Source organism: Pseudomonas veronii (assembly GCF_002028325.1).
In the GTDB taxonomy this organism is placed as follows: Bacteria; Pseudomonadota; Gammaproteobacteria; order Pseudomonadales; family Pseudomonadaceae; genus Aquipseudomonas; species Aquipseudomonas veronii.
Window position 1 is genome coordinate 1,395,172 of sequence record NZ_CP018420.1, and the last position, 15,560, is coordinate 1,410,731.

A 15,560-nucleotide genomic window follows, 5' to 3' on the forward strand; every position below is an offset into this window, starting at 1 on the left:
TATCCGCGCCTGATGCGATCAGTCGCGCTTTTCGGCCCACAGGTCGTATTCGTCGGCATCGGTCACCGTACACCAGACCTTGTCGCCGGGTTTCAAACCGCTGGCATCGTCGATAAATACGTTACCGTCGATTTCCGGGGCGTCGAAGAAGCAGCGGCCTACGGCGCCTTGCTCGTCGACTTCGTCGATCAGCACTTCGATTTCCTTGCCGATGCGCAGTTGCAGGCGCGCCGAGCTGATCGCCTGCTGGTGCGCCATGAAGCGCTCCCAACGGTCTTGCTTGACGTCATCCGGTACTACGGCCAGGTCCAGCAGGTTGGCCGGTGCGCCTTCGACCGGCGAGTACTGGAAGCAGCCGACGCGGTCCAGTTGGGCTTCGGTCAGCCAGTCGAGCAGGTACTGGAAGTCTTCTTCGGTTTCGCCCGGGAAGCCGACGATGAAGGTCGAACGGATGATCAGTTCCGGGCAGATCTCGCGCCAGTTCTTGATGCGCGCCAGGGTCTTGTCTTCGAAGGCTGGGCGTTTCATGGCCTTGAGCACTTTCGGGCTGGCGTGCTGGAACGGGATGTCCAGGTACGGCAGGATCTTGCCGGCGGCCATCAACGGGATCAGCTCGTCCACGTGCGGGTACGGGTACACGTAGTGCAGGCGCACCCACACGCCCAGGCTGCTCAAGGCTTCGCACAGCTCGGTCATGCGGGTTTTCACCGGCGCGCCGTTCCAGAAACCGGTGCGGTATTTCACGTCGACGCCGTAGGCGCTGGTGTCCTGGGAGATCACCAGCAGTTCTTTAACGCCGGATTTGACCAGGCGCTGGGCTTCGTCCAGCACATCGCCCACCGGGCGGCTGACCAGCTTGCCGCGCATCGACGGGATGATGCAGAAGCTGCAACTGTGGTTGCAGCCTTCGGAAATCTTCAGGTACGCGTAGTGGCGCGGGGTCAGCTTGATGCCTTGCGGCGGCACCAGGTCGATCAGCGGGTTGTGGTCCTGGCGCGGCGGCACCACTTGATGCACGGCGTTGACCACCTGCTCGTACTGCTGCGGACCGGTCACGGCCAGCACGCTCGGGTGTACGTTGCGGATATTGCCTTCTTCCACGCCCATGCAGCCGGTGACGATGACCTTGCCGTTTTCCTTGATGGCCTCGCCGATCACTTCCAGGGATTCCGCCTTGGCCGAGTCGATGAAGCCGCAGGTGTTGACCACCACCACGTCCGCGTCCTGGTAAGTGGACACGACGTCATAACCTTCCATGCGCAGTTGCGTCAGGATGCGTTCGGAGTCGACCAGAGCCTTCGGGCAGCCCAGGGAAACAAAGCCGACCTTGGGGTTGGCTTTTGCGATGGTGGTGGACATGTCTAACCTCGGTATTGAATGACGCCGCCAGTCGGGCACGACAAGGCGGTAGACGGGCACTTAGCGCGCTCGTAAAAGAGCATGCTTTTGTGCCTCTGATCAAAAAGTGCGCAATTCTAGCGACGGGCAACGCACTTGACCAGCTTTATGCAGGGAAATACGACGAGTGCTGCGCTATGCTTCGCGCCGTTGCGAACGGGTGAAATCCTTGGGTCAACAAAACGTCTGTTACGAGAAGTAAAACAGCGCATGCTAAGGTCAGCTTAGATGCGTTGTTTATAAGAGACCTCAGGTCATAGGGCAGGAGTGGTTGATGGGTCAGGCAAGTAGTCAGGCAGCGGGTGCCGAGCATTCCAATGCCAAGCCGATTGGCATGCTGGTGGCAGCGGTCGGGGTGGTTTATGGCGATATCGGGACCAGCCCGCTCTATACCCTTAAAGAGGTGTTCGGTGGAGGGTATGGGGTTCAGGTCAACCAGGACGGAGTCTTCGGGATCCTGGCGCTGATCTTCTGGTCGCTGATCTGGGTCGTTTCGATCAAGTACGTGTTGTTCATCCTGCGCGCCGATAACCAGGGCGAGGGCGGCATCATGGCCCTCACCGCGTTGGCGCGGCGAGCGGCGTCGCCGTATCCGAAGCTGCGTTCGGTGCTGGTGATTCTCGGGTTGATCGGCGCGGCGCTGTTTTACGGCGACAGCATGATCACCCCGGCAATCTCGGTGCTCTCGGCGGTAGAAGGCCTGGAACTGGCCTTCGAAGGGCTTGAACGCTGGGTCGTACCGCTGTCGCTGGTGGTGCTGGTGGGGCTGTTCCTGATCCAGAAACATGGCACCGACCGTATCGGCAAGCTGTTCGGGCCGGTCATGGTGTTGTGGTTCCTGGTGCTGGCGGGCCTGGGCGTGCATGGCATCAGCCAGCATCCGGAAGTGCTCAACGCATTGAACCCGGTGTGGGGTGTGCGTTTCTTCATGGTCCACCCTGGCATGGGTGTGGCGATTCTCGGCGCCGTGGTGCTGGCATTGACCGGTGCCGAAGCGCTGTACGCCGACATGGGCCACTTCGGGCGTAAACCCATTGCCCGTGCCTGGTTCGCCCTGGTGCTGCCGGCGCTGGTGCTCAACTATTTCGGCCAAGGTGCGTTGCTGCTGGAAAACCCCGAAGCGGCGCGTAACCCGTTCTACCTGCTCGCACCGAGCTGGGCGCTGATTCCGTTGGTGGTGTTGTCTACCCTGGCCACGGTGATTGCGTCCCAGGCGGTGATTTCCGGCGCGTTCTCCCTGACCCGTCAGGCGATCCAACTGGGTTACATCCCGCGCATGCACATTCAGCATACGTCCAGCGCCGAACAGGGCCAGATCTATATCGGCGCGGTGAATTGGTCGCTGATGGTCGGCGTGATCCTGCTGGTGCTGGGCTTCGAGTCGTCCAACGCGCTGGCTTCGGCCTACGGCGTGGCGGTGACCGGCACCATGCTGATCACCAGCATCCTGGTGTCGGCAGTGATGCTGTTGCTGTGGAAATGGCCACCGGTGTTGGCGATTCCGGTGCTGATCGGTTTCCTGTTGGTCGACGGGCTGTTCTTCGCCGCCAACGTGCCGAAAATCGTCCAGGGCGGTGCATTCCCGGTATTGGCGGGGATTGTGCTGTTTATCCTGATGACGACGTGGAAACGCGGCAAGGAACTGCTGATGGACCGCCTCGACGAAGGCGGCCTGCCGCTGCCGATCTTTATCAGCAGTATCCGCGTGCAGCCGCCCCATCGCGTGCAGGGCACCGCGGTGTTCCTCACCGCGCGGCCCGACGCGGTGCCCCATGCGCTGTTGCATAACCTGCTGCATAACCAGGTGTTGCACGAGCAAGTGGTGTTGCTGACGGTGGTCTACGAAGACATTCCCCGCGTTCCCGCCGCACGGCGCTTCGAGGTGGATGCCTACGGCGAAGGGTTCTTCCGCGTGATCCTGCACTTCGGTTTCACCGATGAGCCGGACGTGCCCGAAGCGCTGAAGCTGTGCCACCTGGATGATCTGGATTTCAGCCCGATGCGTACCACGTACTTCCTCAGCCGCGAAACGGTCATCGCCTCGCGCATCAAAGGCATGGCCCGTTGGCGCGAAGGCTTGTTCGCGTTCATGTTGAAGAATGCCAACGGCAACCTGCGGTTCTTCAAACTCCCGGTCAACCGGGTGATCGAGCTGGGCACCCAGGTCGAAATGTAAGCGGTTGTTGGACGGGAGCCGGCAATCGGCTCCCGCTTTGTCTTCTGAACCCTGTGCAATCCCCCGTTGTCGACTAGGCTCTAAGCACTGTTGTGTAGGAGCGGGCTTGCCCGCGAAAAACCTTAACGGTAACGCGTCGATCCTGGATAAACGCGGCGCCCATGAGGCTTTCGCGAGCAAGCGCGCTCCTACAGAAGTGCCCAAAAAGCCAAGAAGAGGTGCGCCATGAGTCAGTTGCTCGAACCGTATACCCTGCGCCAATTGACCCTGCTCAATCGCATTGCCGTGTCGCCGATGTGCCAGTACTCCAGCGTCGATGGCCTGGCCAACGACTGGCACCTGGTCCACCTCGGCAGCCGCGCTGTCGGCGGGGCGGGGCTGATTTTCACCGAAGCCACCGCCGTGACCGCCGAGGGCCGTATCACCGCCGAAGACCTGGGCCTGTGGAACGACGCACAGATCGCCCCGCTGCAACGTATCACGCGCTTTATCACTGCCCAGGGCGCCGTGGCCGGGATTCAACTGGCTCACGCCGGGCGCAAAGCCAGCACCCATCGGCCGTGGATCGGCAAACACGGCAGCCTCAAGCCGCAAGACGGCGGCTGGGTGCCGGTGGGGCCCTCGCCGATTGCCTTTGACCCGAACCATACGCAACCCCGGCCGCTGGATGAGGCGCAGATCGAGCAAGTGATCGCCGACTTCGTCACCGCCGCCAAGCGCGCGTTGACCGCCGGTTTCAAAGTGGTGGAGATCCACGCCGCTCACGGTTACCTGCTGCATCAATTCCTCTCGCCCATCAGCAATCAGCGTCAGGACCAGTACGGCGGCACCTTTGAAAACCGTATCCGCCTGGTGCTGCAAGTCACCGAAGCGGTGCGCGAAGTCTGGCCGCAAGACCTGCCGCTGTTTGTGCGGGTGTCAGCCACCGATTGGGTGGAGGACGGCTGGAACCCCGATGAAACCGTGGAACTGGCACGTCGCCTGAAAGCTTTGGGAGTCGACCTGATCGACGTGTCCTCCGGCGGCACCGCCGCCAACGCCGAGATCCCCATCGGCCCCGGCTACCAGACGCGGTTTGCCGAGCGTGTGCGCAAGGAGTCGGGCATCGCTACCGGCACCGTGGGCATGATTACCGAGCCGGCCCAGGCCGAACACATCCTGCGCACCTGCCAGGCCGACATCATCTTCCTCGCCCGCGAGCTGCTGCGTGACCCGTATTGGCCATTGCATGCCGACGATGACCTGGGCGGGCGCAAGGCGACCTGGCCGGCCCAGTACCAGCGGGCGACCCATCGGGAGCAGCCGATTCATGAATCTGATCTCAGGGATTGAGCCTTCTTAGGTTCCAACAAAACCCACCCTTATCCGGTGGGTTTTTTTTGCCAGGAGCTGTGGGATAGGGCTGTAGGTATTTATTCCTGACCCAATTATTTAAGTGAATACTCTAAAAAAATCCCACACGTCATGAGATTGTTTCTACGCTTAGAGTACGCCTGATTTCTGGCCCAGGGAGCCAGTCGGTTTGTCTACCGAGGCATTGCGCTTCACGGCAGGCGGGTAATGGGCACACGGAGTTTTTGATCGATATCAGGAGAAACAGTCCATGGCCAAGTCCTATGGTGTAGCGGGTGTGGTGGCGTCTTTTCTGACCCGCAGGGTGTCCTTGCGTGCCCGAAGGTTGAGTTCCGATGAAGCTGAATTGCTCGCGCAGTATCGCGCTCTGACCGAGAACGATCAGGTGGCGATGCGCTATTTGATTGGGGCGATGAAGAGTGTGTCGCGGTTCTGAGCGGGCTGTGACCCCATGTGGGGGCGGGCAAGCCCGCGCTCACATGGTCGGTCACGGTGTCAGGTGTATTTACGCTGCTCCGGTGCCGGCGGGAAGTACTGATACAACCAGGTTTCACTCAAGGTGCGGTCCTGCGTGCGGATAAACAGGCGCAGTTCCACTGGCTCCACGCTGTCGCTGGTCGGGTACCAGTCGAAGAGGATGCGATAGCCCTTGATGCTGTCGAGCACCAGCACGCTGAAGTCTTTCACCTCGCCGTGGGAACAGGTCACCACCGGCTCGATCCCGGTGCCGGCTGCCAGGCGATCCAGGCCGCCGCCCTTGAAGTCCACGGCAAACCGCCGCGCCCAGACTGGCGGGTAATGTTCGCCCGGTGCCCAGCCTTCGGTGAAGCCGCCCATGCCTGAACGCGTGGCGTCGACTTGCGCCAACGGCGTGCTCACTGGTGGCAGGGCGCTCCAGTACAACTTGTAGCCATAGTTGAGTGAATCACCGGCGGCCACCGGTTTTTTCGGGGTCCAGAAGGCCACGATATTGTCCAGGGTCTCGCCGGTGGTCGGGATCTCCAGCAGGTCGATCGAGCCTTCGCCCCACGCGGTGGTCGGTTCGACCCACAGGCTTGGGCGCTTGCTGTACCAGTCGACGGTGTCCTGGTAGCTGGCGAATTCATGGTCGGTCTGCACCAGGCCGAAGCCTTTCGGGTCGGTGTCGGCGAACGCATTGAATTGCAGCTTGGCCGGGTTGTTCAGCGGGCGGCAGATCCACTCGCCGTTGCCGCGCCACATCGCCAGGCGGTCCGAGTCGTGGATCTGCGGGTGGATGGTGTCGCACATGCGCCGCTCGTGGGTGCCGCAACTGAACATGCTGGTCATCGGCGCGATGCCCAGTTGTTCGATGGCGGTGCGCGCATTGATATGGGCGTCGATTGCCATGACCACCTGGTTGGCCTGGCAGTCGATATCGAAACGGTAGGCGCCGGTGGCGCTCGGCGAGTCGAGCAGGGCGTAGACCACAAAGCGCGTGGCATTTTTATCCGGGGTTTCGAACCAGAACTGCGTGAAGTCGGGGAATTCCTCGCGCTTTTTCGCGTAGGTATCGATCGCCAGGCCGCGTGCGGAAAGGCCATATTGCCCCGTGGAATCCACCGCGCGGAAGTAGCTGGCGCCGAGAAACGACAGCACGTCATGGCGATCCAGTTCCGGCGCCTTGAACAGCTTGAAGCCGGAGAAACCCAGGTCGCCGGTCAGTTGTTGGGTGTCGACCGTGGTTTTTTCATAGTTGAACAGCGAAGGGCGGAAATGCACTTCGCGGGCCTCGCGGGTCGTGGGGTCGACGGCGTGCATGCGAACGGGCGTCTTGAAGCCCATGCCGACGTGGAAAAACTGCACGTCCAACTGGCCGTTCACTTCCTTCCACAGCGAGTGTTTGCCGTCGTAGCCGATGGCGTTGAAATTTTGCGGGGTCATGGTCGCCAGGGTGGGCGGCAGCACCTGTTTGGTGTCTTTATACGCGGTCCCGGCGAGTTGCCTGGCCTGGGCCTTCAGCGTTTCGAAGTCGAACGCCACGGCCTTGCCGTCGGCGGCGCGGTTCCCGGCCCAGGCTTGCGCAGCCAACAGGCCGCTGGCCGATAAACCGGTGTAAGCCGCAATGGCCATGGACGCTTTAAGCAAATTCCTGCGGTGCATAGAGACAACCTGTCGTGAGCAAATCCCGCGCCGGCCCTGGCGCGTGCTGGATCAAAGATAACGGTTCGGACATGCCTTCGGCCAAACGCAACGGACATTAAACAGACGCCGCATAGCTTAAGCGGTTCGATGGCGTAGGAAAAATGATTGATGGCGGGATGATGGCTTGGCAAATGAGACAAGACATTTCCGGGCTTTGAGAGAGCACATTACCCAGGAATTATGAAGATCCAATGTAGGCGGGGGCTTGCTCGCGACAGGCGCCTGGACACCGCGTTTAATCGGATGCCCCGCATTATCATTGGCGTTCTTCGCGAGCAAGCTTGCTCCTACAGTCAAGGTATCAGGGCGAGGTTCAGTGCTTGAACATCACGTGGCGCACGGTGGTGTAGTCCTCCAGCCCGTACATGGACATGTCCTTGCCATACCCCGACAGTTTCTGACCGCCGTGAGGCATTTCGCTGACGAGCATGAAGTGGGTGTTCACCCAGGTGCAGCCATACTGCAAGCGCGCAGCCAAGCGATGGGCGCGTCCCACGTCGGCGGTCCATACGGATGACGCCAGACCGTAGTCCGAATCGTTGGCCCAGCCCAGCACCTGTGCTTCATCGGCGAACTTGGTCACCGACACCACCGGCCCGAACACCTCGCGGCGCACGATCTCGTCGTCCTGCTGCGCATCGGCCAAAACCGTCGGCTCAAAGAAGAAGCCATTGCCTTCCACCGCCTTGCCACCAGTCACCAGACGGATATGCGGCTGCGCCACGGCACGTTCGACGAAACCGGCCACGCGGTCGCGGTGTTGCGCGGTGATCAGCGGGCCCAGCTCGGTGGTCGGGTCGTCCTGCAAGCCGTACTTGATACTGGCGACTGCCGCGCCGAGCTTCTCGACGAACGCGTCATAGATTTCCGCTTGGGCATAGATACGGCACGCCGCGGTGCAATCCTGGCCGGCGTTGTAGAAACCGAAGGTGCGGATGCCTTCCACCGCCGCGTCGATGTCCGCGTCGTTGAAGATGATCACCGGCGCCTTGCCGCCCAGTTCCATGTGCATGCGCTTCACGCGGTCGGCGGTGTTGGAAATGATGTTGGCGCCCGTGGCGATGGAGCCGGTCAGCGACACCATGCGTACTTTCGGGTGGTTCACCAACGGGCTGCCCACGGTGGGCCCACGGCCGAAGACCAGGTTGAGCACGCCGGCCGGGAAGATCTCCGACGCCAGTTCGACCATACGCAACGCGGTCAGCGGGGTTTGTTCCGACGGCTTGAGCACCACGGTATTACCGGCGGCCAGGGCTGGGGCGATTTTCCAGGCGACCATCATCAGCGGGTAGTTCCACGGGGCGATGGAGGCGATCACGCCCACCGGATCGCGGCGGATCATCGAGGTGTGGCCCGGCAGGTATTCACCGCCGGCCGAGCCGCTCATGCAGCGGCTGGCACCGGCAAAAAAGCGGAACACGTCGGCAATCGCCGGGATCTCGTCGTTCAGTGCCGCACTGTAGGGTTTGCCGCAGTTGTCCGATTCCAGCTTGGCCAGTTCTTCGCCGTGGGCTTCGATCACGTCCGCCAGTTTCAGCAGCAACAGCGAGCGATCCTTGGGCGTGGTCTGTGACCAGCTTTCAAACGCTGCATCGGCGGCCCGCACGGCGGCGTCGACCTGGGCTTCGCTGGCTTCGTTGATTTCCACCAGCACACGGCCCAACGCCGGGTTGAATACGGCCTGCGCCGGGCCTTCGCCTTTGACCAGTTGGCCGTTGATCAAGAGTTTGGTTTGCATGGTTCACTCCTCCAAAAAACTGTTGTTATTGCCCTGAAGAAACCGGCTCTGAGTGTGGGGGGGCACTTCTCCAATACCCACATTATTTACCGCCACTGCCTGCCACGCTTTCACCGCCGCGGGTCAGGTAATAGGCACCCAGAATCGGGAACATCGTCACGATCATCACCAGCATCGCCACCACGTTGGTCACCGGCACATCCCGTGGGCGACTCAACTGGTTGAGCAGCCACAGCGGCAAGGTGCGCTCATGCCCGGCGGTGAAGGTGGTGACGATGATTTCGTCGAACGACAGCGCAAACGCCAGCATGCCGCCGGCCAGCAGCGCCGAGCCGAGGTTGGGCATGATGATGTAGCGGAAGGTCTGCCAGCCGTCGGCGCCCAGGTCCATCGAGGCTTCGATCAGGCTGTGGGAGGTGCGGCGCAAGCGGGCGATGACGTTGTTGTAGACGATCACCACGCAGAAGGTCGCGTGGCCGACGATGATGGTGAACATCCCCGGCTCGATGCCCAACGTCTTGAACGTCGCCAGCAGGGCGATACCGGTGATGATCCCCGGCAGCGCGATCGGCAGGATCAGCATCAGCGACACGCCTTGCTTGCCGAAGAACTCGCGGCGATACAGCGCGGCTGAAGCGAGGGTACCGAGGACCATGGCGATCAGGGTAGCGATCGCCGCGATCTGCAGCGACAGCTTGATCGCTTCGAGCACGTCCGGGCGGGCGAACGCCACGCTGAACCACCTCAGGGTGAAGCCCTGGGGTGGAAAGCTGAACGCCGCCTCTTCGGTGTTGAAGGCATACAGGAAGATGATCAGGATCGGGAAGTGTAGAAACACCAAGCCGCCCCAGGCCGCGATCTTCAGGCCGATGGATGATTTCTCAGAGTGCATCGAAGGCCCCCAGGCGTTTGACGATGGACAGGTAAACCGCGATCAGCACGATCGGCACTAGGGTGAACGCCGCGGCCATTGGCATGTTGCCGATGGCGCCTTGCTGGGCGTACACCATGCCGCCGACGAAGTAACCCGGCGGCCCGACCAGTTGCGGCACGATGAAGTCGCCCAGGGTCAGCGAAAACGTGAAGATCGAACCGGCGGCAATCCCCGGCACCGACAGCGGCAGGATCACCTGCATGAAGGTCTGGCGCGGCTTGGCGCCCAGGTCGGCCGAGGCTTGCAGCAACGACGGCGGCAAACGCTCCAGCGACGCCTGGATCGGCAGGATCATGAACGGCAGCCAGATGTAGACGAACACCATGAACCGCCCCAGGTGCGAGGTGCTCAAGGTGCTGCCGCCCACGCCGGGGATTCCCAGCACGAACTGCAACAGCGGCTCCAGCCCCAGGTGCTGCACAAACCATTGCGCCACGCCGCCCTTGGCCAGCAGCAGGGTCCAGGCATATGCCTTGACGATATAGCTGGCCCACATCGGCATCATCACCGCGATATAGAAGAACGCCTTGGTCTTGCCCGTGGTGTAGCGCGCCATGTAATAGGCGATGGGGAAGGCGACGATGGCGCTGGCGAGCGACACCACGATCGCCATGCTCAGGGTGCGCAGGATGATGTCGAAGTTCGATGGCTGGAACAGTGCGGCAAAGTTGGCCAGGGTCAGGTCCGGCGTGACCGCCATGGTGAAGTCGTCGAACGTGTAGAAACCCTGCCACAGCAAGGTCAGCAACGAGCCCAGGTAGATCGCGCCGAACCAGATCAGCGGCGGTATCAGCAGCATTGCCAGGTAGAGGTTGGGTCTGCGATACAGCAGGTTGGAAAACCTGCGCATCGGCGCTTGGGTCAGGCTCATGTCACACCTCGCCTGCGTGGTCGGTCAGGGTGGTCATGGCGGCCCGCGCCCAGCGTGCGGTGATGGTCTGGCCGACCTGATAGCCGTTGCTGATGTCCAGCCACTGGTTATTCGCCTGGCTGATGTTCAACGCCTGGCCGTTCGCCAGTTTCAGTTCGTAGCGGGTGGCGCTGCCCTGGTACTGGATGTCATGCAACAGGCCGCTGATTTCCACTTCGTCGGCCGCCAGCGGGCCTTCGGCAAAGCGCACGTGCTCCGGGCGGATCGAGAACGGCTGCGGGCTGCCGCTGAGGCGCTGGGCCAAATCGCCGCGAATCACATTGGAGGTGCCGACGAATTCGGCGACGAACGCGGTGGCCGGTTTCATATAGAGGTTGCGCGGGGTGTCGACCTGTTCGATGCGGCCCTTGTTGAACACGGCCACGCGGTCGGACATCGACAGCGCTTCGGTCTGGTCGTGGGTCACGAAGATAAACGTGATGCCGAGCTGGCGTTGCAGCTTTTTCAGCTCGCTTTGCATCTGTTCGCGCAGCTTGAGGTCGAGGGCACCCAGCGGTTCATCCAGCAGCAACACGCGCGGGCGATTGACCAGCGCGCGGGCCAGGGCGACCCGTTGGCGCTGGCCGCCGGAGAGCTGCACCGGCTTGCGCTCGCCGTAGCCGCCGAGGGCGACCATGGTCAGGGCTTCTTCGGCGCGGTCGAGGCGCTCGGTCTTGCCCACGCCTTTGACTTTCAGGCCGTAGGCCACGTTGTCGCGTACATTCATGTGGGGGAACAGCGCGTAATCCTGGAATACCGTGTTGACGTCACGCTGATACGGCGGCAAGCCGGCGGCTTCCTCGCCATGAATCCGGATCGAGCCTGCGCTCGGCTGCTCGAACCCGGCGATCAGGCGCAGGCAGGTGGTCTTGCCGGAGCCGGAAGGGCCGAGCATGGAAAAGAACTCGCCGTCCTGGATATCGATGGAAACCCGGTCAACGGCTTTCACTTCGCCGAACTGACGGGAAACGTGGGTGAATTGGACTGCAAGCGTCATGGTGCGGTGCTCCCAAAAGGCGCGGGTCGTCGCAGCGGCCCGGCCTGGACTTCTGAAAAAACAGAACATCTGTGAATGCGCTCAATGTGGGAGGGAGCAAGCCCCCTCCCACAGGGGGGATTAGCGCCCGCCCATGATCGCGATGTAATCCTGGGTCCAGCGGCTGTACGGCACGAACTTGCCGCCCTCAGCCTGCGGGGTTTTCCAGAAGGCGATCTTGTCGAACTGGTCGAAGCCGTTGGTCTTGCAGCCCTCGGCGCCGAGCAATTCGCTACCGGTGCAGGCCGCCGGCACCGCCGGCAGGGAGCCGAACCAGGCGGCGACATCGCCCTGGACCTTCGGCTGCAGCGACCAGTCCATCCATTTGTAGGCGCAGTTCGGGTGCTTGGCCTCGCTGTGCAGCATGGTGGTGTCGGCCCAGCCGGTGGCGCCTTCCTTGGGAATGGTCGAGGCAATCGGCTGCTTCTCGTTGATCAGGCCGTTGACCTGATACGGCCAGGCGCTGGAGGCGACCACGCCTTCGTTCTTGAAGTCACTCATCTGTACGGTGGTGTCGTGCCAGTAGCGGTGGATCAACGGTTGCTGTGCGCGCAACAGGTCGAGCACGGCTTTGTATTGGGTTTCGGTCAGTTCGTAGGGGCTCTGGATGCCCAGCTCCGGCTTGGTCGACTTGAGGTACAGCGCCGCATCGGCGATGTAGATCGGGCCGTCGTAGGCTTGCACGCGGCCTTTGTTCGGCTTGCCGTCCGGCAGGTTCTGCGCCTCGAACAGCACATTCCAACTGGTGGGCGCGGTCTTGAACACGTTGGTGTTGTACATCAGCACGTTCGGCCCCCACTGGTACGGAGTACCGTAGGTTTGCTGGCCGACCACGTACCACGGCGCGTCTTTCAGGCGCGGGTCGATAGTCTTCCAGTTGGGAATCAACGCGGTATTGATCGGCTGCACCCGCTTGCCGACGATCAACCGCAGCGACGCATCGCCTGACGCGGTGACCAGGTCGTAACCGCCCTTGGCCATCAAGCTGACCATTTCGTCAGAGGTAGCGGCGGTTTTCACATTGACCTTGCAGCCGGTTTCCTTCTCGAAACCTGTGACCCAGTCGTAAGCCTTGTCGCTTTCGCCCCGTTCGATATAGCCGGGCCAGGCGACGATATCCAGCTGGCCTTCGCCGGCGCCTACCGCTTTGAGCGGTTCGGCGGCCTGCAGGCTGGCGCTGGCCAGCAGCGCGGTGGTCAGGGCACTGAGCAGTGCGGTCTTATGCGCGGACATGGGGAATCCCTCTTCTTTAATTATGGTCGGGGCAGTTTTTTGCAGCCGGTGACGCTTGAGCTTAGTTGTTGTTTTAAAGGTGCTGGCCGTGGCGAGCCATGATGTGCCGCACCACGCTGTAGTCCTGTAGCGAATCGCTGGACAGATCTTTGCCATACCCGGAGCGCTTCAAGCCGCCGTGGGGCATTTCGCTGACCAGCATGAAATGACTGTTGATCCAGGTGCAGCCGTATTGCAGGCGCGCCGCGACCTGCATGGCCTTGTCCAGGTTCTGCGTCCACACCGACGAGGCCAGGCCGTATTCGGAGTCGTTGGCCCAGTCCACCGCTTGTTCCAGTTCGTCGAAGCGGGTCACGGTGACCACCGGGCCGAACACTTCGCGCTGGACGATTTCATCACTTTGTTTACAGCCGGCGAGCAACGTCGGCTGATAAAAGAAGCCCGCGCCGGAATGCACGGCGGCGCCGGTGACGCGTTCGATATGCGGCTGGCCGAGGGCGCGTTCGACAAAGCTGGCGACGCGGTCGCGCTGGCGCGTGCTGATCAGCGGGCCGAGTTCGTTGTCGGCATCGCGCTTGCCGGCAAAGCGCAGGCTGCTGACCGCCGCGCCCAGGTCGGCGACCAATTTGTCGTGAATCCCCGCCTGGGCGTAGATACGGCACGCGGCGGTGCAGTCCTGGCCGGCGTTGTAGTAACCGTAGGCGCGCACGCCTTCGACCACGGCTTGCAGGTCGGCGTCGTTGCACACAATCACTGGCGCCTTGCCGCCCAGTTCCAGGTGCGTGCGTTTAAGGGTTTTCGACGCGGCTTGCAGGATCTTTTGTCCGGTGACGATATCGCCGGTCAACGACACCATCCGCACCTTCGGGTGGCTGACCAGATGGCTGCCGACGCCTTCGCCGCCGCCGCACACAATGTTGATCACCCCGCGCGGCAACAACTGGTTGAGCGCTGGAGCGAGGGCGAGGATCGACAGCGGCGTGTGTTCCGACGGCTTGAACACCAGGGTATTACCGGCGGCCAGGGCGGGGGCGATCTTCCACGCGGCCATCATCAGCGGGTAATTCCACGGCGCAATCGAGGCCACCACGCCAATCGGGTCACGCCGCACCATGCTGGTGTAGCCCGGCAGGTATTCGCCGCTGAGCTGGCCGGTCTGGCAGCGCACGGCGCCGGCAAAGAAGCGGAACACATCGACGGTGGCGCTCAAGTCATCCTGGCGGGCCAGGTGCAACGGTTTGCCGCAGTTCAGGGATTCGAGGCGAGCCAGGTAGTCAGCTTGGTGCTCGATGGCATCGGCGATGCCCAGCAGAATGTTCGAACGTTGCTGCGGCGTGGTGCGGGACCAGCCGGCAAATGCGCGGTGGGCGGCAAGGATCGCGGTTTCGACCTGTTCGATGCTGGCTTCGGCGATCTGAGTCAGCACTTCGCCCGTGGCTGGGTTGAGAATCGGTTCGACAAAGCCCTGGCCCTGGACCAGTTCGCCGTCGATCAGCAACGCAGTGAGCAGCGGGGTGGGCGCAGCGGACATTTTTCGCGATCTCTTTTCTTGTGTGGCCATGGGCGTTCTCTTACAAGGCGCCCGACTTTCTCTTATGGATGCACAGAGACTAGAGGTCAGGCGCGAGGTCAACAAATACTAAATACTGAATGCAGCATTCGATTAAATAGATGGCTTGCGTGGGTGCGGCTGTTCCCGCGCCACGGTCAGGAACGGGTCGACCAGCGCCGGGCGCGCGGTGCCACGGCGCCAGGCGAGGCCGACGTCGAGGGTCTGGCTGAGGTCGGCGATGGGGCGCGCTTCGATAATGTCGCCCTCCAGGGACCAGGGGCGGTAGGTCATGTCCGGCTGGATCGACACGCCCAGGCCGGCGGCCACCAGGCTGCGCACGGCTTCGGTGGAGGCGGTGCGCAAAGTGACGTGTGGTTGCAGGCAGGCAGAGGCCCACATGCGTTGAGCGTTGTGGCCCATTTCGTCGACGTTCAGCTGAATCAACGGCTCACGCGCCACATCGGCCAGGTTGATGCTGTCGTGCTCCAGCAGCGGATGTTGCGCCGGCAGCCACAGGCGGTGGGGCGAGTGGGTGAGTACTTCGGTCTGCAGGGCGTGGCGGTCTTCGAGGTTGGAGAGGATCAACACGCCCACATCGATCTCGCCGCTGACCAGCAAATGCTCGATGTACGGGCGCTCATCCTCCATCACGCGGATTTCCACATTGGGGTAGGCGCGTTGGAAGCGGGTGAGCAGGTCGGCCAGGTAATAACCGGCCACCAGGCTGGTCACGCCGACGATCAATTGCCCGGCCACCTGGTCGGTGCTCTGCTGCAGGCTGCGCTTGGCGTTGTCGACGGTGGCCAGGATCAAGTGCGCCTGGCGCAGGAACTGATGGCCCTGGTGGGTCAGGGTCATGCCCTTGGCGTGGCGGTTGAACAGGTTGACGCCGATTTCCTGTTCCAGTTGCTGGATCGCCAGGGTCAGGGTCGACTGCGAAATAAACGCGGTTTGCGCAGCGGCGGAGATCGAACCGGTCTCGGCCACGGCGATGAAGTGGCGGATCTGACGCAAGGTCATCATGCTGGAATTACCAGTGGGGTGTTTTTATCGATTTGCTCGAGTGT

The 15,560-nt window shown here is 62.1% G+C and carries 12 protein-coding genes; 3 read left to right on the forward strand and 9 right to left on the reverse strand.

What is annotated here, in order from left to right:
* Positions 1-18: 18 nt before the first annotated feature.
* Positions 19-1,359: a 30S ribosomal protein S12 methylthiotransferase RimO gene (gene rimO / locus PverR02_RS06335; protein ID WP_046384502.1), complete on the reverse strand. Its 1,341-nt coding sequence runs from the start codon at positions 1,357-1,359 to the stop codon at positions 19-21.
* Between the two features lie 313 nt (positions 1,360-1,672).
* On the opposite strand from rimO, the gene PverR02_RS06340 reads away from it, so the two are divergent.
* The 3 genes from PverR02_RS06340 to PverR02_RS06350 all read left to right on the forward strand — a co-directional run bounded on the left by PverR02_RS06340 (position 1,673) and on the right by PverR02_RS06350 (position 5,363).
* Positions 1,673-3,574, forward strand: a complete 1,902-nt coding sequence (locus PverR02_RS06340) for a potassium transporter Kup (protein ID WP_046384501.1) — start codon at positions 1,673-1,675, stop codon at positions 3,572-3,574.
* Between the two features lie 225 nt (positions 3,575-3,799).
* Positions 3,800-4,906 (forward strand): NADH:flavin oxidoreductase/NADH oxidase, encoded by a 1,107-nt coding sequence (locus PverR02_RS06345; RefSeq protein ID WP_079442968.1) that lies wholly within the window; start codon positions 3,800-3,802, stop codon positions 4,904-4,906.
* 271 nt (positions 4,907-5,177) lie between these two features.
* Positions 5,178-5,363, forward strand: a complete 186-nt coding sequence (locus PverR02_RS06350; RefSeq protein WP_017844677.1) for a hypothetical protein — start codon at positions 5,178-5,180, stop codon at positions 5,361-5,363.
* A gap of 59 nt (positions 5,364-5,422) precedes the next feature.
* On the opposite strand, the gene PverR02_RS06355 is transcribed toward PverR02_RS06350, so the two are convergent.
* The 8 genes from PverR02_RS06355 to PverR02_RS06390 all read right to left on the reverse strand — a co-directional run bounded on the left by PverR02_RS06355 (position 5,423) and on the right by PverR02_RS06390 (position 15,516).
* Positions 5,423-7,048 carry a glucan biosynthesis protein D gene (locus PverR02_RS06355; RefSeq protein WP_046384499.1) on the reverse strand — a complete coding sequence of 542 codons (1,626 nt, stop codon included), beginning with the start codon at positions 7,046-7,048 and terminating at the stop codon, positions 5,423-5,425.
* A gap of 355 nt (positions 7,049-7,403) precedes the next feature.
* Complete coding sequence (locus PverR02_RS06360) at positions 7,404-8,828, reverse strand: gamma-aminobutyraldehyde dehydrogenase (protein ID WP_017844679.1); 1,425 nt, start codon at positions 8,826-8,828, stop codon at positions 7,404-7,406.
* Between the two features lie 82 nt (positions 8,829-8,910).
* On the reverse strand, positions 8,911-9,720 hold the full coding sequence (locus tag PverR02_RS06365; protein WP_010563467.1) for an ABC transporter permease: 810 nt from the start codon (positions 9,718-9,720) through the stop codon (positions 8,911-8,913).
* A complete protein-coding gene (locus tag PverR02_RS06370) occupies positions 9,710-10,633 on the reverse strand; it encodes an ABC transporter permease (protein ID WP_057005800.1) in 924 nt (307 codons plus the stop codon). The genes PverR02_RS06365 and PverR02_RS06370 overlap by 11 nt, the downstream gene beginning before the upstream one ends.
* A gap of 1 nt (position 10,634) precedes the next feature.
* Positions 10,635-11,669, reverse strand: a complete 1,035-nt coding sequence (locus PverR02_RS06375) for an ABC transporter ATP-binding protein (RefSeq protein WP_079442969.1) — start codon at positions 11,667-11,669, stop codon at positions 10,635-10,637.
* 120 nt (positions 11,670-11,789) lie between these two features.
* Positions 11,790-12,941, reverse strand: coding sequence for a putative ABC transporter substrate-binding protein YdcS (ydcS, locus tag PverR02_RS06380; RefSeq protein WP_017844682.1), 1,152 nt, complete (start codon positions 12,939-12,941; stop codon positions 11,790-11,792).
* 73 nt (positions 12,942-13,014) lie between these two features.
* On the reverse strand, positions 13,015-14,472 hold the full coding sequence (locus PverR02_RS06385) for a gamma-aminobutyraldehyde dehydrogenase (protein ID WP_169881156.1): 1,458 nt from the start codon (positions 14,470-14,472) through the stop codon (positions 13,015-13,017).
* Between the two features lie 132 nt (positions 14,473-14,604).
* Positions 14,605-15,516, reverse strand: a complete 912-nt coding sequence (locus PverR02_RS06390) for a LysR family transcriptional regulator (protein WP_017844684.1) — start codon at positions 15,514-15,516, stop codon at positions 14,605-14,607.
* Positions 15,517-15,560 lie beyond the last annotated feature (44 nt).